Raw genomic sequence first — 25,283 nt, forward strand, 5'->3', positions numbered from 1 at the left:
AGCCTGCTCGCGAAGGGGCTGTCCAATTAGCGCATCAAACCGGCGGCAATCGCCAATCGATAGGCGCCTCGCCATGTTGTTCGAGGAACTTGTTGGCCCGACTGAAATGCCCGCACCCCAGAAAACCACGATAAGCCGACAACGGCGACGGGTGGACCGAAGTCAGCACCAGGTGCTTGGTGGCGTCGATCAGCTTCTGCTTGCCCTGGGCATGGGCGCCCCACAGCAGGAAGACCAGGTTCGGCTGGTGTTCGCTGACCACTTCGATAATTCGGTCGGTGAAGTGCTGCCAGCCCTTGCCTGCGTGAGCATTGGCGGTGGCGCGCTCTACGGTCATGGTGGTATTGAGCAGCAACACGCCCTGTTCGGCCCAGCTTTGCAGGTAACCGTGATTCGGGATGTCGATGTTCAGGTCGCGCTTCAATTCCTTGAAGATGTTCACCAGCGACGGCGGCGCTGGCACACCCGGCTGTACCGAGAAGCACAAGCCATGGGCCTGGCCCGGGCCGTGGTACGGGTCCTGGCCGAGAATCACCACCTTGACCTTGTCCAGCGGCGTGGAATTGAGGGCATTGAAAATCAGCGGGGCCGGTGGATAAATCTCCTTGCCGGCCGCGTATTCCCGACGCAGGAATTCGCGCAACTCTGCCATGTAGGGCTGGTCGAACTCGGCACGCAGTGCCTGCTTCCAGCTCGGTTCGAGTTTGATACGGTCGTCGGCAGTCATGGTTGCATCCGGTAAAAACAATGGGCGCACCCTAGGAAAGCTTACATGGCTTGTCAATTGATCTGACGCAGAACCAGCACTTTCCTGCGTAGCGGTCATACTGATTATTCAAATTTCTGATCGAGGTCACGATGAATCTGCACTTCGAAGAGCTCACCGGCATCGACGGTGCCCGTATCGGCATCGCCACCCTGGACGCCGAAAAATCCCTGAACGCCTTGTCCCTGCCGATGATCAACGCCTTGCGTGATCGTCTCGATGCCTGGGCCCGGGAGTCGCAGGTCGTTTGTGTGTTATTGCGCGGCAATGGCGCCAAGGCATTTTGCGCCGGCGGTGAAGTGCGCAGCCTGGTGGAGGCCTGCCGTGCCCATCCCGGCGAAGTGCCGCCGCTGGCTGCGCAATTCTTCGCGGCGGAATACCGCTTGGACTTCAACCTGCACACCTACCCCAAACCCTTGCTGTGCTGGGGGCATGGCTATGTACTGGGTGGCGGCATGGGGCTGTTGCAAGGGGCGAGTATCCGCATCGTCACGCCAAGCAGTCGCCTGGCCATGCCGGAGATCAGCATCGGCCTGTACCCGGATGTCGGCGCCAGTTGGTTCCTGTCGCGCCTGCCCGGCAAGCTCGGCCTGTTTCTCGGCCTGACCGGCGCCCACATGAATGCCCGGGACGCCATCGACCTGGACCTGGCCGACCGCTTTTTGCTGGATGAACAACAGGACGACCTGATCGAAGGCCTGCTGCAACTCAATTGGCAGGAACAGACCGAGATGCAGCTCAACAGCCTGCTCAAGGCCCTGCAACAGGAAGCGGTCGGCCAAATGCCCGAAGCCCAATGGCTGCCACGTCGGCAGAAAATCGATGAATGGCTGGATGTCAGCGATGTGCGCTGTGCCTGGAAAGCCCTCAGCCTGCTGGTGGACCACTCGGACCCGCTGATCGCCCGCGCCGCCAAGACCATGACCGAAGGTTCGCCCTTGACCGCTTATCTGGTCTGGGAACAGATCGCCCGTGCCCGGCATTTGTCCTTGGCCGGCGTGTTCCGGATGGAATACACCTTGAGCCTCAACTGCTGTCGCCATCCGGAATTCAGCGAAGGCGTGCGCGCGCGGCTGATCGACAAGGACCACAAGCCCCGTTGGCACTGGCCGGACATCAACCATGTGCCCGAAGCGGCGGTCGAGGCGCACTTTCACAAGGCGTGGGAGGGGCGGCATCCGTTGGCGGATTTGTCCAACGAGTAAAGCCCTGGGTGACACCTGTGGGAGTGACATTCTGTGAGAGTGACATTCTGTGAGAGTGACATCTGTGGGAGCAAAGCTTGCTCGCGATAGCGGTATGCCTGTCACCGGGAAGCTGTCCGATCCCCTGTCATCGCGAGCAAGCTCGCTCCCACAAGCGTTATCCCATCGGGTTTATTGCAGGCACAAAAAAAGCGGCGCTCAATGCGCCGCTTTTTGTTGCCCAAAGGTTAGCGGTGGCTGTTGCGTCCATCGCGATCGCCACGTCCACGATCGCGGTCGCCGCGTCCCCAATGATCACGTCCGCCTCGACCGCCTCGGTCGTCATTCCAGCCGCCCCGGTTATGGCCGTCCCAGCCACCCCGATTCGGATAAGACCGGTACGCCGCTCGCGGTGGCGAGTAGTAGCGTGGGCCTTGTTGATAGTAACGCGGTGCCGAGTAATAGCGCGGCGCCGGTTGGTAATACCGCGGTGCGTAATAGCCACGCGGAGCCGAATAATAACTCCCGCCACCGTAATAGACCGGCGCCGGTGAGGTGTAGACATCGGAACGGTAGTAGCTCGAGTCTCCGTCGTAATAAGGCACGCATGCCGAAAGAGTCAAACCGAGAAACGCAATGAGCAGCAGTCGTCGATACATGGCGGCCTCCTGGACCGCGAATGGGCCACATCAGCGACGCTGATGGGCGGCAGCCAACTTTGTGTGACTGACGCATATTCAGACAGCAAAATCGGAATCTGGTGCGACCTGGCAACAACTAGAAACATGTCGTTCGTCGCCCTCTTCCGGTGCGCGACGGCACCACAAGCAAGCACAAACCCGCCCTCAATCATCCCTCCTCAACAGCTGCCCTCTCTGGCTCGGGCTTTTGCCCGAATTGGCACGGCTCTCGCTTTAACAAATTCCGTGCAGGAGTCATCACAGGTTCGCGGCACCACAATTTGCAATGGCTGACTAGGGTTCCGGCTCGCTTCTGGCGAGTGGCTGGTCCGAGAGTTGGCGACCTCCAGTTGAGGTTACACGGCGGGACAAAAGCCCGGGAGACAAGCCACCGTTCGCGGTGCCGCGTTGCTCCTGTCCGCCCTTGATCAACTGGAGAACTACCATGCTCAAGCTTCGTCTGTCCGCCCTGCTCCTCGCCGCCCTCTCGGCCCTCGCGAGCTTCTCATCCGCCGCCGCCCAAAAAGACCACTTCAGCGTCTGCTGGACCATTTACGCCGGCTGGATGCCCTGGGAATACGCCGGTAGCCAAGGCATCGTCGATAAATGGGCAAAAAAATACGGCATCAAGATCGATGTCGTGCAGCTCAACGATTACGTCGAATCCATCAACCAGTACACCGCCGGTCAGTTCGACGGCTGCACCATGACCAACATGGACGCCCTGACCATTCCCGCCGCCGGTGGCGTGGACAGCACCGCGCTGATCGTCAGCGACTTCTCCAACGGCAACGACGGCATCGTCCTCAAGGGCGAAGGCAAGAAAGTCGCCGACCTCAAGGGCATGGACGTCAATCTGGTGGAACTGTCGGTGTCCCATTACCTGCTGGCCCGTGCCCTGGATTCGGTAGGCCTCGCCGAGAAAGACCTGAAAGTCGTCAACACCTCCGACGCTGATATCTCTGCCGCCTTCAACACCGACCAGGTCAAGGCCGTCACCACCTGGAACCCGATGCTCTCGGACATCAAGGCCCAGCCAGGCGTGAGCGAAGTATTCAATTCCAGCCAGGTTCCCGGCGAAATCATGGACATGATGGTGGTCAACACCCAGACCCTCCAGGACAACCCAGCCCTGGGCAAAGCGTTGACCGGCGCCTGGTTTGAAGTAGTGGCGCTGATGAACGCAAAAAACGCCGCGAGCAAGACGGCGCTGGAACACATGGCGAAAGCCTCGGGCACCGACCTGGCCGGCTTCCAGGCGCAACTGGACACCACCAAGCTGTTCGCCACCCCCAAGGAAGCCCTGAGTTTCGCCACCAGCGAGCAACTGCCCGCCACCATGGGCAAGGTGGCCGAGTTTTCGTTCCAGCACGGCTTGTTGGGCGAAGGCGCCAAGAGCACCGACGCGGTCGGCATGACGTTCGCCAATGGCGTGACCCGCGGCGACAAGGCCAACCTCAAGCTGCGCTTTGACCCGACCTACGTACAGCTGGCCGCCGACGCCAAGCTGTAAACCGGAGGACCTGGCATGCGCCTGATCAACCGCTACCCGGATCGTCCCAGCCGCTTGTTGCTGGTGATCCTGCCATTCGCGCTGGTGTTGTTCGCCTACTTCATGGGCTCGGCCGAACGGTTGACGGACAACCCCAACGACAAGCTCCTGCCCAGCGCCGTGCAGATGGCCGATGCGGTGAAACGCCTGGCCTTCACCGCCGACGCCCGCAGCGGCGAATACCTGCTCTGGCAAGACACCGCGTCGAGCCTGAGTCGGTTGGCCATCGGCCTGGGCATCAGCGCCCTGGCCGGGTTATGCCTGGGCATAGCCGCCGGTACGCTGCCACTGTTTGGCGCACCGCTGTCACCGTTGCTCACCGTGGTATCGATGGTGCCGCCGCTGGCCATCCTGCCGATCCTGTTCATCGTCTTCGGCCTGGGCGAACTGTCGAAAGTGATGCTGATCGTGATTGGCATCACACCGTGCCTGGCTCGCGACCTGGAACAGCGCGCCCGGGAAATTCCGCCCGAACTGCTGATCAAGGCCCAGACCCTCGGTGCGTCGACCTGGACCCTGCTGCTGCGGGTGGTGCTGCCGCAACTGCTGCCGCGCCTGTTGATTTCCCTGCGGCTGATGCTCGGTTCGGCCTGGTTGTTTCTGATCGCCGCCGAAGCCATCGCCTCCACCGATGGACTGGGCTATCGGATTTTCCTGGTGCGTCGTTACCTGGCGATGGACGTGATCTTGCCGTACGTGGTGTGGATCACCCTGCTCGCCTGGCTGATGGACTGGGGCCTCAAACGCCTGACCCGGCAAGCGTTCCCCTGGTACGAGGGGGCGAAGGCATGAGCTTCATTACGGTGAACAACGTCTGGCAACAGTATGCCGACCAGGTGGTACTGGAGCGTTTGAACCTGAGCGTCTCTGAGGGTGAGTTCTGCACGTTGGTGGGCGCCTCGGGTTGTGGCAAGTCGACCTTCCTGCGCCTGTTGCTGGGCCAGGAACGCGCCAGCCGCGGACAGATTCTCCTGGATGGCGAACCCTTGGCCGGCGAGCCGGATGCCAGCCGGGGCGTGGTGTTCCAGCGCTATTCGGTGTTCCCGCACCTGAGCGTGCTGGACAACGTGGCCCTGGGCCTGGAGTTGCCGCGCTCGCCGCTGCTGGGACGGCTGTTCGGCAGCGCCAAGCGCCAGGCCCGCGAAGAAGCCGCGCAACTGCTGGACAAGGTCGGCCTCGGCCATGCGCTGGATAAATACCCGGCGCAACTGTCCGGGGGCATGCAACAGCGGCTGGCGATTGCCCAGGCACTGATCATGAAGCCGCGTGTCCTGCTGCTGGACGAGCCCTTCGGCGCCCTCGACCCAGGCATTCGCAAAGACATGCACGTCCTGTTGCTTGAGCTGTGGCGCGAAACCCGGCTGACGGTGTTCATGGTCACCCATGACCTGTCCGAAGGTTTCAGCCTCGGCACGCGCCTGCTGGTGTTCGACAAGGTCCGCAGCGACCCGCACGCCCCCGGCGCCTATGGCGCACGCATTACCTACGACATTCCATTGAACAGCGACCGCCGCACCGCCCGTGCCGCCGTCGACGCCCTGCCCGCCGAACTGGCCGGCACGTTGCGTATCGCTTGAAAGGAGCTCTCCCCATGACCGACTCGACCCAATTGTTTACACCCTTCGCCGAAGAACTGCTGCCCGGCGGCGGCCACCGTTCCTTCGTACTCAAGCGCGGCCAACTGCTGCGCCTGACCGACCTGCGCGGCGGGGCCAACGTGAGTCTGACGCTGCTCAACGCCAACGAAAAAACCGAACGCCTGAACCTGCCCGACAGCCTCAAATGCCAACACACCGCCAAGCTTACCGCCGGCCATTGCCTCTACTCCGACATGGGCCGGGTGCTGGCGGCCATCACCGCCGATACCTGCGGCTGGAGCGACAGCCTCGGCGGCGTGCTCTGCGCTGAGGAAGTCGCTGAAAAATACGGTCAGGGCCGCTACCAGGAACTGCGCAACGGCTTCTTTCGCAACGGCACCGACAACCTGCTGGTGGAGCTGGGTAAATGGGGTCTGGGCCTGTCCGACCTGCTGATGACCCTCAACCTGTTCAGCCGGGTCGATGTCGATGAGGCTGGCGGCTTTCACTTCGTTGAAGGCAACTCCCAGGCCGGCGACTACATCGAGCTGTACGCGCCGATGGACACCCTGGTGGTGCTGACCGCGCTGCAACATCCGATGGACCCGAACCCGCAATACGCCCCGCAACCGCTCAAGCTCAGTTGGATGAATGCCGACGCCAGCGTCGCCGAGCACTGCCGCCATTCGCGCCCGGAAAACCAGCGCGGCTTCATCAACACCGACCGCCTGTTCGCCTGAGGATCGTAGCCATGTCACTCACCATCGCCACCGCACACAAGCAACCCGATACCGCCGTCTACCGCGCCACGATTCCCGCCGGGGAACCGTGGCTGACAGAGGTCAAGGCCGGCCAGACCCTGCGCATCCTCGACCTGGAAGGCAACCAGGCGGTCGACACGTTGTTCTACAGCCTGGCCAACCCCAAGGAACGCTACGACGTGCAGCGCACCCTGCGCCGGCAGAACAGCGTCTACCTGAGCACCGGCAGCGTGCTGTATTCCAACCTCGGCCACCCGATGCTGACCATCGTCGAAGACACTTGCGGACGCCACGACACCCTCGGCGGGGCCTGCGCCCAGGAAAGCAACACCGTGCGCTACGCCCTGGAAAAACGCTACATGCACAGCTGCCGCGACAACTACCTGAGGGCCTGCGCCCACGACGGTCGGCTGGGCAAGGGCGACATCGGACCGAACATCAACTTCTTCATGAACGTGCCGGTCACCGCCGATGGCGGCCTGACCTTCGAAGATGGGATCTCGGCGCCAGGCAAATACGTCGACCTGCGGGCCGAGATGGACGTGATCGTGTTGATCTCCAACTGCCCGCAACTGAACAACCCGTGCAACGCCTACAACCCTACGCCAGCGGAGCTCTTGATATGGAACTGAAACTCATCCGCCTGCGCCGCTGGTTGTTTGTGTTGTGCCAGAGCCGGTCGGGGCAGTGCATCAAATAACGCCCTGATCTCCTGTGGGAGCGAGCTTGCTCGCGATAGCGGTCTGTCAGTTACATCAAGGTTGGATGTACCGCCGCTATCGCGAGCAAGCTCGCTCCCACACGGGGAATCTGGGCTTTGGTTTCGCTCACGGGGACGACCCCGTTGGCCATCGAAAACTGCGGGACGGCCCGCATCCCAGTTCAGGCAGTACGCATGCCTGAGGGGGCAATGCCATGTTCGAAAAAATCCTGATCGCCAACCGTGGCGCCATCGCCTGCCGCATCTTGCGGACCTTGCGTGAGCTGAAGGTCGAAGGCGTCGCGGTGTATTCCCAGGCCGACGCCGCCAGCTTGCATATCTTGCAGGCCGATGAAGCCCACTGCCTGGGCGAAGGCGCGGCGGCCGGTACTTACCTGGCGGTGGACAAGCTTTTGGCGATTGCTAAAAGCAGCGGCGCGACCGCGATCCATCCCGGCTACGGCTTTCTCTCGGAAAACGCCGCCTTCGCGCAAGCGTGCGAGGCCGCTGGCATCGCCTTCATCGGTCCGACGCCAGAACAACTGCGCGTGTTCGGCCTCAAGCACACCGCCCGCGACCTGGCGCGCCGACATGGTGTGCCACTGCTCGAAGGCACCGAACTGCTCGACAGCCTCGATGCCGCGCTATTGGCGGGCACTCAGCTCGGCTATCCGGTGATGCTCAAAAGTACCGCGGGCGGTGGCGGCATCGGCATGCGTGTGTGCCGCAGCGCCGCCGACCTGAGCGAATCCTTCGAAACCGTGAAGCGCCTGGGCCAGAACAACTTCAGCGACGCCGGAGTGTTCATCGAGAAGTACATCGAACGTGCGCGGCATCTGGAAGTGCAGGTATTCGGCGATGGCCTGGGCCAGGTGATCGCCTTGGGCGTGCGCGACTGCTCGGTGCAACGGCGCAACCAGAAAGTCCTCGAAGAGACCCCGGCGCCGAACCTGCCCGAGGGCATGGCCGATGAACTCTGCGCAGCGGCGATCCAACTGGCCCAGGCCGTGAACTACCGCAGCGCCGGCACCGTGGAGTTCGTGTTCGACAGCGACGCGGGGCGCTTCTATTTCCTGGAAGTGAACACCCGCCTGCAAGTGGAGCACGGCGTCACCGAGCAGGTGTGGGGCGTGGACCTGGTGCGCTGGATGGTGCAACTGGCGGCCGGTGATTTGCCGCCACTGAGCGAACTGGGCCAAGGTTTGAAAGCCGAGGGCCACGCGATCCAGGCGCGCTTGTATGCCGAGGACCCAGGCCGGGATTTCCAGCCAAGCCCGGGGCTGCTGACTGCGGTGAGATTTCCCCAGGCCGACGGCAAGGCACTGCGCATCGACACCTGGGTCGAGGCCGGTTGCCAGATCCCGCCCTACTTCGACCCGATGATCGCCAAGGTCATCCGCTGGGCGCCAACCCGCGAGCAGGCACGCCTGGGCTTGCATCAAGCGCTGGACGAAAGCCTGCTGTACGGCGTCGAGAACAACCGCCACTACCTGCAACAGATTCTCCTCGACACACCGTTTGCCAGCGGCCAGCCCTGGACCCGCTGCCTGGAAGCGTTGGTCTATCGCGCCAACACCGTTGAAGTGCTCAGCCCCGGCACCCAGACCAGCGTCCAGGACTATCCCGGCCGCCTCGGTTATTGGGCGGTGGGGGTGCCGCCGTCGGGACCGATGGACAGCCGTTCGTTGCGCCTGGGCAATCGCCTCTTGGGCAACGCAGAAGGCGCGGCGGCCTTGGAAATCACCATGAACGGGCCGCTGCTGCGCTTCAACTGCGCCGCGCGGGTGGCGGTGACCGGTGCGGTGATTGCCCTCACGCTCGACGGTGAACCGGTGCCGATGAACACTCCGTTGTCGATTGCTGCCGGCGCCACCCTCGCCATCGGCAACATCTCTGGGGCCGGGGCGCGCAGCTACCTGTGCCTGCAAGGCGGCGTGCAAGTGCCGGATTACCTGGGCAGTAAAAGCACCTTCACCCTCGGCCAGTTCGGCGGCCATGGCGGACGGGCGTTGTGTACCGGTGACGTGTTGCACCTGGCACCGCTGGATGAGCACGCGATGCTGCCGCCAACGAGCGCGCCGATCCTGGAACTGCCAAGCGTGCGGCAGATCCGCGTGATCTACGGCCCGCACGGCGCGCCCGAATACTTCACCGAGCGCTACATCCAGACGTTCTTCGACACGGCCTGGGAAGTGCACTTCAACTCCAGCCGCACCGGCGTCCGCCTGATCGGGCCGAAACCCGAATGGGTCCGCGCCGACGGCGGCGAGGCTGGGCTGCACCCTTCCAATATCCATGACAACCCCTACGCCATCGGCGCCGTGGACTTCACCGGCGACATGCCCGTCATCCTCGGCCCCGACGGCCCGAGCCTGGGCGGTTTCGTCTGCCCGGTGACGGTGATCGAAGCGGACCTCTGGCAGTTGGGGCAGCTCAAGGCGGGGGACAAGGTGCGGTTTGTGCCGGTGGATATCTCCACCGCCCGATCTCTGGCCTTGAAATGGGATCACTGTGGGAGCGAGCCTGCTCGCGATAGCGATCTGTCAGTCACATCGATTCTGGATGTCCCGCCGCTATCGCGAGCAAGCTCGCTCCCACAGGGGATGGTGTCGCCCGTGGTGTTGGATATCGGTCAGGACGATACCCGCCTGGTCGCGCGCCTGGCCGGCGACACCCACCTGCTGCTGGAAATCGGCGCCCCCGAATTGGACCTGGTGCTGCGCTTTCGCGCCCATGCCTTGATGCAGGCGTTGGAACACAAATACCTGCCCGGCGTGATCGACCTGACGCCGGGCATTCGCTCGCTGCAAGTGCATTACCAACCCGAGCAAATGCCCCTGGCCGATCTGCTGAATATCGTCGCCGGTGAGTGGGATGCCGTGTGCGCCGCGCAGGACCTGCAAGTGCCGTCGCGCATCGTCCACCTACCATTATCCTGGGACGATCCGGCCTGCCAGCTCGCCATCGAAAAATACATGACCACGGTGCGCAAGGACGCGCCCTGGTGCCCGAGCAACCTGGAGTTCATCCGGCGCATCAACGACCTGCCCAACCTCGATGAAGTGCAACGCACGGTGTTCGACGCCAGTTACCTGGTGATGGGCCTGGGGGACGTCTACCTCGGCGCGCCGGTCGCCACGCCGCTCGACCCGCGCCATCGACTGGTGACCACCAAATACAACCCGGCCCGCACCTGGACCGCGGAAAACTCGGTGGGCATCGGCGGCGCCTATATGTGCGTGTACGGCATGGAAGGTCCTGGCGGCTATCAGTTCGTCGGGCGCACGTTGCAGATGTGGAACCGTTATCGGGACGTCGCCGCCTTCGACGGCAAGCCCTGGCTGCTGCGGTTCTTCGACCAGATCCGCTTCTATCCGGTCAGCGCCGATGAACTGCTGCGCATCCGTCGGGACTTCCCCCTGGGCCGCTTCGATCTGGAGATCGAGCACAGCCAGCTCAACCTCGCTGACTACCAGCGTTTCCTGGTGCAGGAAGCCGACGGCATCGCCGCGTTCCGCCAACGGCAACAAGGCGCCTTCGACGCCGAGCGCGAGCGTTGGATCGCCAGTGGCCAGGCGCACTTCGACAGTGAAGAACCGGCCATCGCACCGAGCGAAGATTCGCCGCTGACTGACGGTCAACTGAGTGTCGACAGCCACATCGCCGGCAACCTCTGGCAGGTGCAGGTAGACGTTGGCGCACGGGTCGCCGCCGGTGATGTGCTGGTTATTCTCGAGTCGATGAAAATGGAAATCCCGCTGCTTGCACCCTCGGCCGGCGTGGTGCGCGAGGTGCGCGTCCAGCCAGGTTCGGCAGTGCGCGCCGGACAGCGCGTCGTGGTGCTGGACCGTGACTGAACTCAATCAAAGGATTAACACCATGAACCTCTCTCTTCGCTTGGACGACCTGCGCAACACCTACCGCAGCGGCACACTGACGCCACGCCAATTGCTGTTGGGCCTGCGGGAAAAAGCCGCGGCGCTGAACCCGGACTATCACCTGTTCATTCACCTGCTGACGGCCGAAGAACTGGAACCCTACCTGACCGCATTGGAAAGCCGCGACCTGGAGAGCCTGCCGCTGTACGGCGTGCCGTTTGCCATCAAGGACAACATCGACCTGGCCGGCATTCCGACCACCGCCGCCTGCCCGGCATTTGCCTACGTACCGCCACGCTCGGCGACCATTGTCGAGCAGTTGCTGGCACTGGGCGCGATCCCCCTGGGCAAGACCAACCTCGACCAATTCGCCACCGGGCTCAATGGCACTCGCTCGCCCTACGGCGCCTGCCGCAACAGCGTGCTGCCCGACTATCCCGCAGGCGGTTCGAGCGCCGGCTCGTCGCTGGCCGTGGCCCTGGGCGTGGCGAGTTTTGCCTTGGGCACCGACACCGCCGGCTCCGGTCGAGTGCCCGCAGCCTTGAACAACCTGGTGGGATTGAAAGCCACCCTGGGGTTGATCTCCACGGCGGGTGTGGTCCCGGCCTGTCGCACGCTGGACTGCGTCACGACCTTCACGGCGACAGCAAAGGAAGCCAGCCAGCTCTTGGCGCTGACGGCCCGTCCAGACCCTCGTGACGACTACAGCCGCCACAACCCGCAGTGGAACGACGGCGCCGCGTTCGGCGTGCCCCGGCGCTTTCGCTTCGGTGTGCCGCGCCAGCAGGACCTGGCATTTTTCGGCTGCCAGGAAGGTCCGCAACTGTTTCTGGAAGCCATCGAGCGACTCGAACGCCTGGGCGGCGAAGCCGTGGAACTGGATTTGTCGCCGTTCCTGGAAGCAGCGCGGCTGCTTTATGAAGGCCCTTGGGTGGCCGAACGCTACAGCGTTGCCGGCCCCTTGATGGAGCGTGAGCCGGAGGCTGTACTGCCGGTCATCCGCGCCGTCCTGGCGAAAGCGCCTACGGTAGATGGCGTACAAACCTTCCGCGCCCGCTACCGTTTGCAAGCGCTCAAAGCCCAATGCGACCGGGCCATGGACGCGCTCGATTGCGTAATCACCCCGACCATCGGCCGACCGGTGACCCTCGCCGAACTGGCCTCCGAACCAGTGCTGCGCAACTCGGAGCTGGGGTATTACACCAATTTCATGAACCTGCTGGACTACGCCGCCGTCGCCGTTCCCAGTGCGTTCATGGCCAACGGCTTGCCCTGGGGCGTGACGCTGTTCGGTCGAGCCTTCACCGATCAATACCTCTTGAGCGTGGCCGATGCCCTGCAGCGTCAACAGGACACGACTTTGCCAGCGCCCGCCAACCCGGCGCGCCACGACCTGGCACGGCTGGTGGTGTGTGGCGCACATCTGGACGGGTTGGCGCTGAACGGGCAGCTCAAGCAACGCGGTGCGCGTCTGATCGAGGCCACCCAAAGCTCAGCGGATTATCGCCTCTACGCCTTGGCCGGCGGCCCTCCCCTGCGCCCCGGCATGCTTCGGGTCAGCGAGGGCGGCGTGGCAATCGAGGTGGAGCTCTGGGAGCTGCCGAGCAGCGAACTGGGTTCATTCCTGACCGGCATCCCCGCACCGTTGGGGCTGGGCAAGGTGCAACTGGCCGATGGTCGCTGGGAAAGCGGATTCATCTGCGAGTCGTACGGCCTGGAAGGCGCACGGGACATCAGTCATCTGGGGGGATGGCGGGCTTATTTGCGTAGCCTGGAATAAAGCCGAATCTGTGGTGAGGGAGCCTGTTCCCTCACCATGGTCCTACAAACCTGCAAATCCGAATGTCTTTTCCCACAAGGCCACTAAACTGACTTCATTGGGTCTGTGCCAAGGGAATCGCCATGTCGTTCCGTTCGCCGTTGTATTCCCAGCGCAAGCCGCTCCTGGCCGTGGTGGCGCTGCTGGGTACTGGTTTCCTGATCATTGCGTTGCTGGGCTATTACGCAGCCCATGCCTCGGTACGCGATAACATCCTCAAGACGCTGTATCTGAACTTGCTGATCGGCATACTCGTGACGCTGGCGGTCCTGGCAATCCTTTATCGGTTGATCAACAGCTACCAACAACGCATCGACGCCCAGGCCACCCTCGACAGCCTGACCGAATTGCCGAATCGCCGTGGCTTCGACCTGCTGGCGGTGCAAGCCCTGCATGAAGCCCAGCGCGAGCCCAAACCCTTGACTGCGCTGCTGGTGGAACTGGACGAGTTCAAGCGGCTGGACAGCACCCATGGTCATATCGCCACCGAACAACTGCTGACCGGGTTCGCGCGCGACCTGACGCAAAGCCTGCGGCATTCGGACATCGTGTGTCGCTGGAGCACTGAAGCCTTTGCCGTCCTGCTCAAGGACACCGATGGACAGACCAGTCTGAAAATCGCAGAGAAAATTCGTCAGCACATCGAAAAGCAGCGCTATTTCTGCAGTGGAAAACAATTGCTGGTCACCGTCAGCCTCGGCCTCACCACCTTGCAGGACGAAGACACCTTGCACAGCCTGCTGTCGCGGACCGATCATGCGCTGCAACGCGCCCGACAGACCGGGTGCAACCGAACCTGCGTGGAAATGCCTCACTCCAGTTATGAATAAACCCGACCTTTGCCCGGCCTGCGGCGGTACCAACAACTGCACCCTGGCCGACCCACGAACCGCCGATCGCGCCTGCTGGTGTTACCGCGTGAGCATCGACCCGGCCGTGCTTGAGGCATTGCCAACCGAGCTGCGTGATCAGTCCTGCCTGTGCCCACGCTGCGCCCAGGTCGAAGCCCAGTTGCGCGCCAAGCCCCAGCCGATCGCGTAAGATGCCCGCCCTCCGTTGCCTTGCCTGAACTGTCCATGCGCGTCGACCGTTTCCTCAGTAATCTGCCGCGATTCAATCGCCAACAAGTGCGCCTGCTACTGGTGGAACGCAGGGTGCGGATCGATGGCCAAACCGTCAGCGATCCCCATGCACAAGTCCGTGAATTCAGCCGTGTAGAAGTCGACGACGACGTGCTGCAAGCAGGCCGGCCGGCGCGCTACTTCATGCTGCACAAGCCACCCGGCTGTGTCAGCGCGACCCGCGATCCGCAACACCCCACGGTGCTCGACTGGCTGGACGAACCGGACAAGAACGACCTGCACATCGCCGGGCGCCTGGACTTCAACACCACAGGGCTGATGCTGATCACCAATGACGGCAGCTGGTCGCGGCGCCTGACCCAACCGCAGACCAAACTGCCCAAGGTCTACTACGTCGAAACCGAGCAAATCATCACGGCCGAATACGCCGATACCTTCGCCCGGGGCCTGTACTTTGCCTTCGAAGACCTCACCACCCAACCTGCAGAGCTGACGCTGCTGGGGCCCAGATCGGCGCGCTTGAGCATCGTTGAAGGGCGCTATCACCAGGTCAAGCGCATGTTCGGCCACTTCAACAACAAGGTGCTGCGCCTGCACCGCGAGCGCATGGGCCCGTTGACGTTGGACGCCCATCTCGAGCCGGGCCAGTACCGCGCCTTGAGCCCTGAAGAAGTCCATCTCATCTGAACCCGCTACCGCTGGGCAGAAGTGTCGAACAATTTTCCGATAGGTACTTGCGCAACGGTCGCCCCCCTGCTTGAATCAAACCGTCGGCCGAAATGTGACCGATGAGTCACAACATACTTCCAAGAAACCTTTTGCCGGCTGGAACCCTCAGGTTCCGCCTTGTCCCGCCGGCGAACTGCCCGCCTATAACAACACCCGTCGACCGTTTTTTTTGGATCGACATGGGCCTTATCTTCCAGGCGAATGCCTACCTGTCACATTGCCCGTGCAATCTCATTGCGCGCATACCCGCTTGCCAGGAGTCTTATGACATGAGGCCAGAAATCGCTGTGCTGGATATACAGGGTCAGTATCGGGTTTACACGGAGTTCTATCGCGCAGACGCCGCACAAAAGACCATCATTCTGGTCAACGGCTCAATGGCCACTACCGCGTCGTTTGCACAGACCGCCAAAAACCTCTACCCGCAATTCAATGTTGTGCTGTACGACCAACCCTACGCGGGCAAGTCAAAAGCTCACAACCGACATGAGCAAATGCTGACGAAAGAGATCGAGGGCCAGATTCTCCTGGAACTGATCGACCACTTCGCCGCCGAACACGTGCTGTCGTTTTCCTGGGGCGGCGCCGCCACGCTGACCGCCTTGGCGCAGCGGCCACGGCGCATCGAAAAAGCCGTGATCAGTTCGTTCTCGCCGGTGCTCAATGCGCCGATGCGCGACTACCTGGAACGCGGTGTGGATTACCTCGGCAGCCTGGACGGCGACCGTGTCGGGCACTTGGTCAACAGCACCATCGGCAAGCATTTGCCGCCGCTGTTCAAGCGCTTCAACTATCGTCATGTCAGCAGCCTGGCCGAACATGAGTACGGGCAGATGCACTTCCACATCAGCGATGTGCTCCACAGCGACCGCTTGTGCTACGTCAACGCAGCGAAAAAAATCAACGTACCGGTGTTGTTCCTGAACGGCGAATGGGACGAATACACCGCGGCCGACGACGCCAGGCTCTTTGCCGATCACGTGCAGCACAGCAGCTTCAGCACACTGCAAGCCACCGGGCACTTCCTGGACATGGAACACAAAGCCGCCTGTCGCGACAGCCGTAACGCCTTGCTGGGTTTCCTCACACCGGAACACCACGAGAGCCGACCGCGCTATAGCTACGTGCAGGGCTACCATGCACTGGCTATCTGAAACCGAGTCCTGGCGAGCAAACCCCGTCCTGCGCCTTCAGCAACGGGGCTTGCCCGCCAACGACCGCTCTGGTTTGAGGCTCGCATAGACGACTGACCGCACGCTGTGTGAAGAAAAACTTCAAATCCGTGCCCACATCTGGTACAAAGTCAGCCGCTCTGAGCGGGTGTCGTATAATGGCATTACTCCAGCTTCCCAAGCTGATAACGAGGGTTCGATTCCCTTCACCCGCTCCAATCGAATTCTGGTCCTGCGCTGTATGTTTTTTGGCGAAGGATAAAAAAACCGGCTCTTGGTGGCCGGTTTTTTTTGGTCTGGAATTTTGTGGGATTTGCGCCCGAGTACCTATGAAGGAGAGCAAGGATGCACCTGATTGACTCATATCTGCCTACGTATCAGTTCAGTGAATTGCATACCGTGGACATCCCCGCAGACCCTTCCCATGCCATGGCGGCAATCCTCGCCCACCGCCCCGAAGACGACCGTTTTTTTCGGTATGCAATCAAGCTTCGCGAACTCCCCATGCGCCTGCTGGGTCGATCTCGGCATGCGGGCGCTGATCAACGCGTTTCATTCGGCATGGATAATTTCACGTTGCTTCAGCGCAACGGCGACATAGAAGTCGCCTACGGGCTCGCCGGCAAGCTGTGGAAAGCCGACTACGGCCAAGTCGTTGTCGCGGATGCCGAAGCGTTCGAGCTATTCAATGAACCGGGGAATGTGAAACTGGTCATCAGTTTCAGCTGCCAGTTGCTGCGACCGGGCCTGACGAGGGTCACCACGCAAACGCGGGTGCATTGCCTCGACGATGATGCCTTGCGAAGTTTTACGTCGTATTGGTATTTGATTCGTCCGGTCAGCGGGCTTATCCGTCGACGCATGCTGAAGGCTATTGCGAGGCGTTGCGCAGCAGGCGCTTTTTAAATTCTTCATCGCAATACAGATCTGTTGTCACCAAGAGACGCTCAAAGTGAAGCCATTGACTGAGGCGGATCTCTGCGTCATGTCATGTGACGCACATCTCGATTCATCACCTACTAGCTATGCGAAGCGCACCGGCCAATGGGGCCTTGCCACCTCTAGGTTAGAAACACTTGGACAAGGTAAGCACGGCGGATTACGTCGTAATTCCCCCTCCCAGCTGTCGCATGCGGTACGGTAAAGCCCGGAGCACAAACGGCAAATCACCAGTCACACGAAGAGGGTCCGCATTCAGTGCAAGAAGACAAAAGGCTTGGAATGACGGGAGAAGAGCAGGCCATCTGGGATGACGCGATCAGGTTTTCCCGATCAAACAAGAAGGCTATTGGCAAGCGGCTCACGGATCAGACCAAGTATCCCCCCGAAAAAGAACCTGTTTCGGTTTTCATGGCGGGGTCGCCGGGCGCGGGTAAAACAGAAGCATCTTTAGCGCTGCTGAACCTTTTCTGTGATACGCCCATCCTACGAATTGATCCAGACGAGCTCAGAAACGAATTTGAAGCGTATCAGGGTGGCAATGCCTGGCTTTTCCAAGGTGCCGTTTCAATTCTTGTTGAGAAGCTGATTGACCTCGCCCTAGATCGAAAGCAGTCTTTTCTGCTGGATGGGACTCTTTCAAATATAGAGATTGCGAGGAAAAATGTGCAGCGGTGCCTCGACAAGGGGAGATTTGTACAAATACTCTACGTCTATCAAGATCCTAGGCTTGCTTGGGCCTTTGTAACGGCCCGTGAGGAAGCCGAAGGACGGAGGATTCGACCTGAGCATTTCGTCGACCAATACTTTGCAGCACGTGACGTGGTAAACACTTAAGCTAGAGTTTGGCAAGAATCTACATGTCGATCTGCTTGTGAAGCACATTGATAATTCTGGGCGCCTTTACAAGGCTGGCGTTGACAAGATCGACTACCATATCCCCGAGAAGCATACGCGACACGAGCTGATGGCCATGCTTGGGATAAATGACGGAGCAACTCCATGTTTACCATGAAACTCGGATCCACAAAGGAGTCCACGAGCCCATTCGCAGACTTCATTCGTAATGCGAAATCGGAAGAAAAAAAACGCGTCTACAGTGAAGTGCTGACCGAAGCTACCAAAAAACAGAATGAAGTGATGTTGGCTGCACGTGCAAAACAAGCCTGATCACGTTACTGGATTCCAAAACTGCCCGGCCTAACGCCGGGCTTTTTCATTCTGTCGTTAACCTGCTTTTCACGCTCTGGCGCCTACGGGCTCGTCGGCAAGCTTTGGAAAGCTGACTACGGCCAACGAGACATTGCACAACCTCAACAACGGGACCGTTGAAGGAAAGATAGACAATAGTACTGAGAATAAATGAGTCCCGTGGCGAGGGAGCTTGCTCCCGCTTGAGTGCGAAGCGCTCACAAGAGGGGCTGCTGCGCAACCCAGCGGGAGCAAGCTCCCTCGCCACGTATCGCATGTCCCCGGGAGATTTGTAGGCAAAATCCGAAAACTGCGTAGGGGGTGCGCTTAATTGGCTTTTCGGCGAGTTTTCGCCTTGTTGCCCTTGTCCTTCGATGGCTACTCTCCCAGACGTCGCTGCAAATCAGGCGATCGGGCTTGGAAACCCGTGAGTCAAGCAACCGCGCTTCACGGGAGCTAGACAATGCGTACCTCGCAGCAAATCAAATCACATTCAAACCAGCCAAAGCTCAGGCCTCGAACCTACTGTTTCTCGATCGACGGGGGGCAGGCCATGAACGAAAACACTGAGCTAAAAACCATCGGCTACACCCCCTTCAACTATTCCGCTGATCGAGCACTGTTCCGTGTCAACGGCGGTGTCCCCATCCAAGAGGCATTGGAACGAGCGTCAGATCTTTTGCATCTCGCTCACCGGCTTGCCGAAGACGCGGCGTTTGAAAAGAGCACCGACCGATACGCCTGGGCTGCGCACTTTTTGTTGGAGATGAGCAAGGCGGTGATTGATGACGTTGTGAAGGTCATTACGCCTAGGCCGGCGGCTGAGTCCAAGAAACAATCCGAGGCGCAGTAGATCGACAGTAAGTCCTGAGCATGGGGACATAGGGAACCCCATCCGATAGGCAGCGCTAAGCCCTGCTTCTTTCGCAGCGGGGCTTAGCAATACCGACGTCCCTAGAGGCTCAAGCATGGGAAGCGTTCGAAAAACTATAACCGTTTCCAATCAGCGCGCTCAGGAACGTAATGCCGAACTGAAGGATATCCGCTCGGCCCTTGAAGACGGTGAGTCCAGCGGCCCCCCTCGCCCATTCAATCCCGACGCATTCAAACAGCGAATGTTATTAGGACGTGGATAAATCCCCATCGTAAAAACTATTCAGCCCCAGGCAAATGCCCCAACGGCAACGCCCCCGGCGTCTTCACCGTATTAATCGCAAAGTTACTCCGGATATCGCTGATGCCGGGCAATTTCAACAAATGCCCCGTGACAAAACGGTCATAAGCCCGCAGGTCCGGCACCACGACTTGCAGTAGAAAATCCGACTCGCCCGATACCAGGAACGCCGAGATCACTTCGGGCAATGCCGTCACTGCCTGGCGAAATGCTTCGGCTCGCTCGTCGTTGTGCCGTTCGACCTTGACGCCGACGAAGATCGTCAGCCCGAGGCCCACTTCGTCGCGGTCCAGGACGGCTTGATAACCGCGAATGACACCGGCTTCTTCAAGCATCCGCACGCGGCGCAAGCAGGGCGACGGGGACAGGCCGATTTCTTCGGCCAGTTGCACGTTGCTCAGGCGGCCGTCTCGTTGCAGCGCGACGAGGATTTTACGGTCGAAGGCGTCCAGTTTCATAAGTTGGCATTTTCCGATTGGATGATGCAGATACGTAGCAGGTTATGCCAATTCGCGAAGCTTTAGAAGCTGACTTCGCAACCACCTGCCCTGCCTCTCAGCCATAGACTGGGCACTTGCGAATCGTTGATGAAGGGGTGTGGCATGGCAGAGCTCGGGTTGTTTTTGATGGCGTTGACGGTGGCGTATCTGTTGCCCGGGCCGGACATGATTCTGCTGCTGCAAACCGGTGCCCGTCAGGGCAGGGGCGCGGCGCTGGCGACGGCGGTGGGCCTGGGGGTTGCTCGTGGGTGTCATGTTGCATTGGCGGCGTTGGGGCTTTCGGCCTTGTTCAAGACCGCGCCGTGGACGTTCGATGTCGTGCGTCTGGCCGGGGCGGCCTACTTGTTATGGATCGGTTTTCAATGCCTGCGGACCACCTTGTTGCCGAATTTTGAAAACGCCGCTGTCGAGGCCGGAAAGCGGCGTTGGCACCAGGCGATTCGGCGTGGGCTGCTGACCAATCTGCTCAATCCAAAGGCCTTGCTGTTTTGCTCGGTGCTGTTGCCGCAGTTCATCGATCCACAAGGCGGACCAGTGCTAGGGCAATTCGCGACCCTGGGCGTGGTACTGGTCGGCGTCGGCCTGCTGTTCGATAGCGCCTATGCGTTGGTGGGTGTCGCACTCGGTCGCTGGCTTCAGCGTTCGCCTTCGGCCCAGCGCGTACAGCAGTGGCTGTTTGGCAGTCTTCTGATTGGTTTTGCGGTACGGCTGACGTTTGTGCAGCAGTCATAGCGACCGTAGTTTCGCGAAGTGGCTCCTGCTATTTGATCTGTAAATCCAGGGCTGCTTCGCACCCCAGCGGGAGCAAGCTCCCTCGCCACCCAAGCATTTGCCCCCTGTCTCACATCCCGAAATAAACCCACCCTGCCCCTCTGCCGCCCTTGTGCGACGCCGCTTCTAGACTTCGTTGCGATGACTGCGCTTACCTGCCGAGGCCACCTTCGGTGGTTATAGTGTTGATCATTCATTTTCAGTAGGTATAGTACCCACCAAGCACACCACACGGAGGTGTTGTGAATAGCCGATTCTTGATAAGCCAAATCATTGCAGACGGTTGGTATCTGGTGCGGGTTCGGGGCAGCCACCATCACTTCAAGCACCCGACCAAGCCGGGATTGGTCACGGTTCCTCATCCGAAGAAGGACCTGCTCAAGAAAACGGCCATCAGTATTTTGCAACAGGCGCTGCTTCAGCCGACCCGTTGCGCGACGTTCCCGGAGGACGATGAATATGCTTTACCCGATTGCGATTTCCATGGGCGATGACAAGCACGCCTGGGGTGTTGAAGTACCGGATATTCCCGGATGCTTTTCCGCAGGCGATGACCTGGACGAGGCCATGGCGATGGCGCGTGAGGCCATCGAGGGGCATTTCGAGGTTCTGGCTGAGGACGGCTCGCCGATTCCTTCGGCCAACACCGTCACCTTGCACGCCGCCAATCCGGCATATGCCGGCTGCACCTGGGCGCTGGTGGACGTCGATGTGACCAAGTACCTGGGCAAGGCGCAGAAACTCAACATCACGTTGCCCGGCTATCTGCTCAATCGTATTGATGAATACGTGTTGCACCATCCTGAAGAGAAGAGCCGTTCCGGCTTCCTGGCTTCGGCAGCGCTCAAGGTGTTGCAGCAAGGGCGGTGAGCAATCAATGCTGGAGAAAAGAGCCTGTGGGAGCGAGCCTGCTCGCGATAGCGGTACGTCAACACCCTTGATGTTGCTGACCCGACGCCATCGCGAGCAGGCTCGCTCCCACAGGGTTTTGCGACAGCCCATTCGAGGGGTTGCGGGCTGCCTATTTCTTTTCCGCTCCAGACTCTTGCATCTGCACCGAGGACTTGGTGCCATCGGTGTTGTCCTTGGTCTCGTTACCCGAGTTGTCGAAGCAGCCTTGCAGGGCAAACAAACAGCAGGCAAGGCAAACAGTGCGTGCGAGGTTCATGGTGGACTCCGAAGCTGAGGGCCTTAAGGAGTGACCCGCCAACACGGCAATTGGTTGCGATGATTTTCAGGCTGCACGAAAAACCCTGCCGAACAGCGGCGCCTGAAAATGTAAGCAGAATTTTCACCGTTTCGTTGCTGTCACACCAGACAGGTGCATCCATAAGGAACACAGCAATGACCTTCGCAAAAATCGCGCAAAAACTGGCCCTTTGGGCGGGGAGCCCCAAGACGTTTCTGGGGGCCATCGTGTTGTTGGCGCTCTGGGCCCTCAGCGGACCGCTTTTCGACTTCAATGACACATGGCAACTGATCATCAATACATCAACGACGATCATTACCTTCCTGATGGTGTTCCTGATTCAAAACACGCAGAACCGCGATACCGACATATTGCACCTCAAGGTCGATGAGTTATTGCGAGCGACCAAGGAGGCACAGAATGCAATGCTCGGCCTTGAGTCGCTGGACCTCAAGCAACTGGAGGCGCTGAGAAAGCATTACCAGGCCATGGGTCACGGCGAAGCCAAGAGTCTTGAAGGGCTGGAAGAAAAGAACAAAGTAGACCTGAACCAGTGCTGACGCAGACGCGCTGGAAGGTTCTCCTTTTGGCGGGCAAAAATCAGCCGGGACGCGAACGTCCCGGCCCTGAATACAAAAAACGCAGCGGATCAGCGGCTGGCTTGCAGGGCCCTGGCCATTTCGAGATGGGTCTGCAGTTTAGGCAGGGTTTCATCGGCGAAGGCCTTGATCTCCGGCACTTCGGTGGTCTGGGCCTCTTGCTGGATCTGCGCGATGGCCTCCTCGGTGGCCTTGACCTGGGTGGCGGCATACGCAGCCTCGAACGACTCGCCTTCCTTGACCTGCGGCATCAGGGCCTTGGCCTTGTCCGCCACCTCTTCCCGGGGGGCGACAGGCAAGTCGAGCTTCTTGGCGATCTTCGCCAGGTGTTGATTGGCCGTGGTGCGGTCGTTGATCACCATGATGGTGTAGTCCTTGACCTCCCTGGATTCGGCTTTCCCGTGGGCCATGCGACTTGTCTCGATGTCGGCCATGCCTTTGGCTGAAGCATCGTTGATGAATTCGGCAGGCGATTGGGCCCAGGCACTGTTGGCGCCCAGGCCCATCAACACGACAACACTGGTGGTGCGAAAAAAGCTGGCCATACGGCTCATGGTCGCGCCCTCCTCTGATGAAAGTTCTGGTGGGTTATCCACCGTTGAATCAGAACCAGCCATGAATACTCAGCGAGATGTCCGACTCGGCTTTCGACGGTCGTGATGGTGGTTCTCCCACTTCTGCGACCCGCTTCGGACACCTTCGTTCGATCATGAGCAATGTTTGCCAGATAAATACCGCTTGGGCCGGGAATGATCCAACCCTCCCTATTCTCGAATGCAGGGCACGCAGAGCCCTTCTTGTATTCGAATTGGATATGGGCTGAAGGTTTGAGAAAGGTGCTTGTGCCACGACGAACGGTGGCACGCTATCAGATACCGAACACCCTGTGATTCTGGCGTTTGGCCGCATACATCGCCTCGTCGGCGTGGCGGAACAGGGCAACATCTTCAGTGCCATGGTCGGGGAAACAGGCCACGCCGATGCTCGGTTCGATGCTCAGGCAGTGCCCGTCCAGACGCAGCGGCTGGGCCAGTGCATGGCGGATTTTTTCCTGCACGCGTTGGGCATCCTCCAAGGCCTGGATGCTGTGCAGCAGCACCACGAACTCGTCCCCGCCAATACGTGCCACGGTGTCGGTGTCGCGGATACAGCCCTTGAGACGATTGGCCACCGCTTGTAACAGCATGTCGCCAACCCCGTGGCCATAGGTGTCGTTGATCTGCTTGAAACGGTCCAGGTCGATGTACAGCAAGGCCATGCGCCCGGACGCCGCGCGCGCGCTTGCCAGTGCGCACTTGAACCGCTCCCGGAGCAATTCGCGGTTGGGCACCTGGGTCAATTGATCGTACTGAGCCATGTGCTGCAACCGGGCGTGCAATTGCTTGCGCTCGATGGCGACGGTGATCTGTGCGCAGACGTATTGCAGCAGTTCCTTGTCCTGCTCGGTGTAGCGCTCGTTGTGCGGCGCACTCTTGACGATCAGCGCGCCAATCGTGCCGCTCTGCGAGTTCAGCGGCACGCCCAGCCAACACGGCGCATCTGGCCGCGCTACAAGGTCGTCGAACCCCGGCGGCAAGTCGTTGCAACCAGGCGTCAGCAGGATTGGCTGGCCGCTGCGAATCACTTCGGCGCACAAACGCCCGGTGACCGTGCCCGGCAATTCCGGCTGCCCTTCCCGGTCGTCGACGTGATAGGGGAAGTTAAGTTGCGAACATTGTTCGTCATACAGCGCCACCGAAAAATTCAGCGCCGGCAGCCACTCGCCAATAATCAGGTGTATGCGCTTGAACAGCGCCAGCAGGTCTGCCGCGGCATGGGCCGCCTCGGAAATCGCATACAACGCCGCCTGCCGGGACTCGGCCTGCTTGCGTTCGGTGATGTCCCGGGCCACGGCAATGCGCAGTTGGTCCACCGGCGACCAGCGCGCCGACCACAGGATGTGCACCACCCGACCGTCCTTGCGCAGGTAACGGTTCTCGAAATTGAGCTTGGGCTCGCCGTCCATGATCTCCCGCGCCGCCTCAAGGGTCCGCTGACGGTCGGCGGGGTGCACCAGGTCGATCATCGGCTGGCCGATCAGCTCCTGCGGGGTGTAGCCAAAAATCTGTTCGCAGGCAGCACTGACAAACACGAAACGCCCTTGGCCGTCGACGGCACACACGGCGTCCAGCAGAAGGTCGATGTAGCTGGCCAGCGGCGCGGAACTTCGAGTGTCCATGGGGCTGGAGGTCATCCGGATAATGCAACGGTGAGCGAAGCGGGTGATCGTCAGTTCGTGACGCCGATACAACGAGCGAGACCGACGCGCCCCACCAATACCGATGAGGATAGCGCAGGGGATCGACTGTAGGGAGCGAAACGCCCGGGAGATGCAGCCACTCGCTTCAACGCAGCCCCTTCACTCCGTAAAAAACGCCATACCGGCATACGGTGCCTGCCGGCAGGCCTTCAACCGGGACGCCAGGTCGCCCACATGGACTTCGAGCTTGTGCCCGTCCGGGTCGAGAAAGTAGAACGAATCACCCTCGCTGCGATTGTCGCGCCACGATGACACCTGGGCCGCGTTCAGCCGCGCCACCAGCACTGGGAAACTCTCGGCATCGATGCTGAAAGCGTAATGGGTGTAGTCCGCCACCGGCTCAGGCCTGCGCAACGGGTCGAAAGCCAGGCACAACCACAAACCCGGCAGCGACAAATAGGCCCCATGGTCCCACTTGGCTTCGAGACGCAGCTGCAATAGCTCGCCATAAAAAACCACACTGCGATCCAGGTCGGTGACGGCAAGGGTCAGATGATTGAGGCCTGAGAGCATCAGCAAGCAACCTTCAGAAAAGAGTGATAACCCAGCGGGCTTGGGGCGAACCCAGGGTACTTCCAAGCTCCGACATCGCCGACGGATTCCCCGTCCAAGGCCCTAGGCAAAGTCCTACGCAGAACTCTCCAGTGACACTCAAGCACGCCGGAAACAGCCGATTCAAAGCCCTGCACAACAATCTGTAAAGTCTGGAAACACACCGCTA

The 25,283-nt window shown here is 60.5% G+C and carries 25 protein-coding genes, 1 tRNA gene, 3 pseudogenes and 1 riboswitch; of the genes and pseudogenes, 22 read left to right on the plus strand and 7 right to left on the minus strand.

Going from position 1 to position 25,283, the window contains the following annotated elements; all coding sequences use genetic code 11:
* Positions 1-34: 34 nt before the first annotated feature.
* Positions 35-727: a uracil-DNA glycosylase gene (gene ung / locus AB4O09_RS23580; protein WP_027911675.1), complete on the minus strand. Its 693-nt coding sequence runs from the start codon at positions 725-727 to the stop codon at positions 35-37.
* Positions 728-858: 131 nt separating this feature from the next.
* Between ung and AB4O09_RS23585 the strand changes: the two genes are divergently transcribed.
* Positions 859-1,971 carry an enoyl-CoA hydratase/isomerase family protein gene (locus AB4O09_RS23585; protein WP_003198766.1) on the plus strand — a complete coding sequence of 371 codons (1,113 nt, stop codon included), beginning with the start codon at positions 859-861 and terminating at the stop codon, positions 1,969-1,971.
* 227 nt (positions 1,972-2,198) lie between these two features.
* On the opposite strand, the gene AB4O09_RS23590 is transcribed toward AB4O09_RS23585, so the two are convergent.
* A complete protein-coding gene (locus AB4O09_RS23590; RefSeq protein WP_003198764.1) occupies positions 2,199-2,609 on the minus strand; it encodes a hypothetical protein in 411 nt (136 codons plus the stop codon).
* 304 nt (positions 2,610-2,913) lie between these two features.
* Positions 2,914-3,015: riboswitch (guanidine-I (ykkC/yxkD leader) on the plus strand.
* Between the two features lie 60 nt (positions 3,016-3,075).
* Between AB4O09_RS23590 and AB4O09_RS23595 the strand changes: the two genes are divergently transcribed.
* The 17 genes and pseudogenes from AB4O09_RS23595 (at position 3,076) to AB4O09_RS23675 (ending at position 19,166) form a co-directional block, all read left to right on the plus strand.
* Positions 3,076-4,143 (plus strand): putative urea ABC transporter substrate-binding protein, encoded by a 1,068-nt coding sequence (locus AB4O09_RS23595; RefSeq protein WP_003198763.1) that lies wholly within the window; start codon positions 3,076-3,078, stop codon positions 4,141-4,143.
* A 15-nt stretch (positions 4,144-4,158) separates the two neighbouring features.
* On the plus strand, positions 4,159-4,974 hold the full coding sequence (locus AB4O09_RS23600; RefSeq protein ID WP_003198760.1) for an ABC transporter permease: 816 nt from the start codon (positions 4,159-4,161) through the stop codon (positions 4,972-4,974).
* The gene (locus AB4O09_RS23605) at positions 4,971-5,759 is read left to right on the plus strand and encodes an ABC transporter ATP-binding protein (protein ID WP_003198758.1); all 789 of its coding nucleotides are present in this window, start codon (positions 4,971-4,973) and stop codon (positions 5,757-5,759) included. The genes AB4O09_RS23600 and AB4O09_RS23605 overlap by 4 nt, the downstream gene beginning before the upstream one ends.
* 14 nt (positions 5,760-5,773) lie before the next feature.
* Positions 5,774-6,499 carry an urea amidolyase associated protein UAAP1 gene (locus tag AB4O09_RS23610; protein WP_003198756.1) on the plus strand — a complete coding sequence of 242 codons (726 nt, stop codon included), beginning with the start codon at positions 5,774-5,776 and terminating at the stop codon, positions 6,497-6,499.
* A gap of 11 nt (positions 6,500-6,510) precedes the next feature.
* Positions 6,511-7,152 (plus strand): urea amidolyase associated protein UAAP2, encoded by a 642-nt coding sequence (locus AB4O09_RS23615; RefSeq protein ID WP_003198754.1) that lies wholly within the window; start codon positions 6,511-6,513, stop codon positions 7,150-7,152.
* 283 nt (positions 7,153-7,435) lie between these two features.
* A complete protein-coding gene (gene uca, locus AB4O09_RS23620; RefSeq protein WP_123423083.1) occupies positions 7,436-11,077 on the plus strand; it encodes an urea carboxylase in 3,642 nt (1,213 codons plus the stop codon).
* Between the two features lie 22 nt (positions 11,078-11,099).
* Complete coding sequence (gene atzF, locus AB4O09_RS23625) at positions 11,100-12,878, plus strand: allophanate hydrolase (protein ID WP_003198749.1); 1,779 nt, start codon at positions 11,100-11,102, stop codon at positions 12,876-12,878.
* A gap of 251 nt (positions 12,879-13,129) precedes the next feature.
* Positions 13,130-13,747 (plus strand): annotated as a pseudogene (locus tag AB4O09_RS23630) (GGDEF domain-containing protein); the annotation flags it as partial.
* Complete coding sequence (locus AB4O09_RS23635) at positions 13,740-13,958, plus strand: cysteine-rich CWC family protein (protein WP_028236973.1); 219 nt, start codon at positions 13,740-13,742, stop codon at positions 13,956-13,958. The pseudogene AB4O09_RS23630 and the gene AB4O09_RS23635, both read left to right, overlap by 8 nt.
* Before the next feature lie 35 nt (positions 13,959-13,993).
* The gene (locus AB4O09_RS23640) at positions 13,994-14,686 is read left to right on the plus strand and encodes a pseudouridine synthase (protein ID WP_003198744.1); all 693 of its coding nucleotides are present in this window, start codon (positions 13,994-13,996) and stop codon (positions 14,684-14,686) included.
* A 311-nt stretch (positions 14,687-14,997) separates the two neighbouring features.
* On the plus strand, positions 14,998-15,882 hold the full coding sequence (locus AB4O09_RS23645; RefSeq protein ID WP_003198742.1) for an alpha/beta fold hydrolase: 885 nt from the start codon (positions 14,998-15,000) through the stop codon (positions 15,880-15,882).
* Between the two features lie 162 nt (positions 15,883-16,044).
* Positions 16,045-16,118, plus strand: a tRNA-Gly gene (locus tag AB4O09_RS23650).
* Positions 16,119-16,245: 127 nt separating this feature from the next.
* Entirely contained in the window at positions 16,246-16,806 is a 561-nt protein-coding gene (locus tag AB4O09_RS23655) for a hypothetical protein (protein WP_038859642.1), read from the plus strand.
* 315 nt (positions 16,807-17,121) lie between these two features.
* A pseudogene (locus AB4O09_RS23660) lies at positions 17,122-17,854 on the plus strand (zeta toxin family protein).
* The gene (locus AB4O09_RS23665) at positions 17,842-18,009 is read left to right on the plus strand and encodes a hypothetical protein (protein WP_003198738.1); all 168 of its coding nucleotides are present in this window, start codon (positions 17,842-17,844) and stop codon (positions 18,007-18,009) included. Before AB4O09_RS23660 ends, AB4O09_RS23665 begins: the two are co-directional and overlap by 13 nt.
* Positions 18,010-18,583: 574 nt before the next feature.
* A complete protein-coding gene (locus tag AB4O09_RS23670) occupies positions 18,584-18,883 on the plus strand; it encodes a DUF3077 domain-containing protein (RefSeq protein ID WP_028236970.1) in 300 nt (99 codons plus the stop codon).
* A gap of 115 nt (positions 18,884-18,998) precedes the next feature.
* Positions 18,999-19,166, plus strand: coding sequence for a ribbon-helix-helix domain-containing protein (locus AB4O09_RS23675; RefSeq protein WP_114731082.1), 168 nt, complete (start codon positions 18,999-19,001; stop codon positions 19,164-19,166).
* Between the two features lie 16 nt (positions 19,167-19,182).
* Here the strand turns inward: AB4O09_RS23675 and AB4O09_RS23680 are convergent, their stop codons facing one another.
* Positions 19,183-19,662, minus strand: coding sequence for an Lrp/AsnC family transcriptional regulator (locus tag AB4O09_RS23680; protein ID WP_003198732.1), 480 nt, complete (start codon positions 19,660-19,662; stop codon positions 19,183-19,185).
* Positions 19,663-19,806: 144 nt separating this feature from the next.
* On the opposite strand from AB4O09_RS23680, the gene AB4O09_RS23685 reads away from it, so the two are divergent.
* From AB4O09_RS23685 to AB4O09_RS23695, 3 genes and pseudogenes are all read left to right on the plus strand, one after another.
* Positions 19,807-20,436, plus strand: a complete 630-nt coding sequence (locus AB4O09_RS23685) for a LysE family translocator (protein WP_003198730.1) — start codon at positions 19,807-19,809, stop codon at positions 20,434-20,436.
* 281 nt (positions 20,437-20,717) lie between these two features.
* A pseudogene (locus AB4O09_RS23690) lies at positions 20,718-20,894 on the plus strand (type II toxin-antitoxin system HicA family toxin); the annotation flags it as partial.
* A 40-nt stretch (positions 20,895-20,934) separates the two neighbouring features.
* The gene (locus tag AB4O09_RS23695) at positions 20,935-21,345 is read left to right on the plus strand and encodes a type II toxin-antitoxin system HicB family antitoxin (RefSeq protein ID WP_027911682.1); all 411 of its coding nucleotides are present in this window, start codon (positions 20,935-20,937) and stop codon (positions 21,343-21,345) included.
* Positions 21,346-21,496: 151 nt separating this feature from the next.
* Here the strand turns inward: AB4O09_RS23695 and AB4O09_RS23700 are convergent, their stop codons facing one another.
* Entirely contained in the window at positions 21,497-21,643 is a 147-nt protein-coding gene (locus AB4O09_RS23700) for a hypothetical protein (protein WP_003198724.1), read from the minus strand.
* A 176-nt stretch (positions 21,644-21,819) separates the two neighbouring features.
* Here AB4O09_RS23700 and AB4O09_RS23705 point away from each other — a divergent pair, with 176 nt between their 5' ends.
* The gene (locus AB4O09_RS23705) at positions 21,820-22,224 is read left to right on the plus strand and encodes a low affinity iron permease family protein (RefSeq protein WP_013692463.1); all 405 of its coding nucleotides are present in this window, start codon (positions 21,820-21,822) and stop codon (positions 22,222-22,224) included.
* An 89-nt stretch (positions 22,225-22,313) separates the two neighbouring features.
* On the opposite strand, the gene AB4O09_RS23710 is transcribed toward AB4O09_RS23705, so the two are convergent.
* The 3 genes from AB4O09_RS23710 to fos form a co-directional block, all read right to left on the minus strand.
* Positions 22,314-22,817, minus strand: coding sequence for a DUF4142 domain-containing protein (locus tag AB4O09_RS23710; RefSeq protein ID WP_027911683.1), 504 nt, complete (start codon positions 22,815-22,817; stop codon positions 22,314-22,316).
* Positions 22,818-23,131: 314 nt separating this feature from the next.
* Positions 23,132-24,481 carry a sensor domain-containing protein gene (locus AB4O09_RS23715; RefSeq protein WP_003198716.1) on the minus strand — a complete coding sequence of 450 codons (1,350 nt, stop codon included), beginning with the start codon at positions 24,479-24,481 and terminating at the stop codon, positions 23,132-23,134.
* 180 nt (positions 24,482-24,661) lie between these two features.
* Complete coding sequence (gene fos, locus AB4O09_RS23720) at positions 24,662-25,075, minus strand: fosfomycin resistance glutathione transferase (protein ID WP_003198713.1); 414 nt, start codon at positions 25,073-25,075, stop codon at positions 24,662-24,664.
* Positions 25,076-25,283: the final 208 nt, after the last annotated feature.

The organism is Pseudomonas sp. H1_F01 (assembly GCF_054681425.1).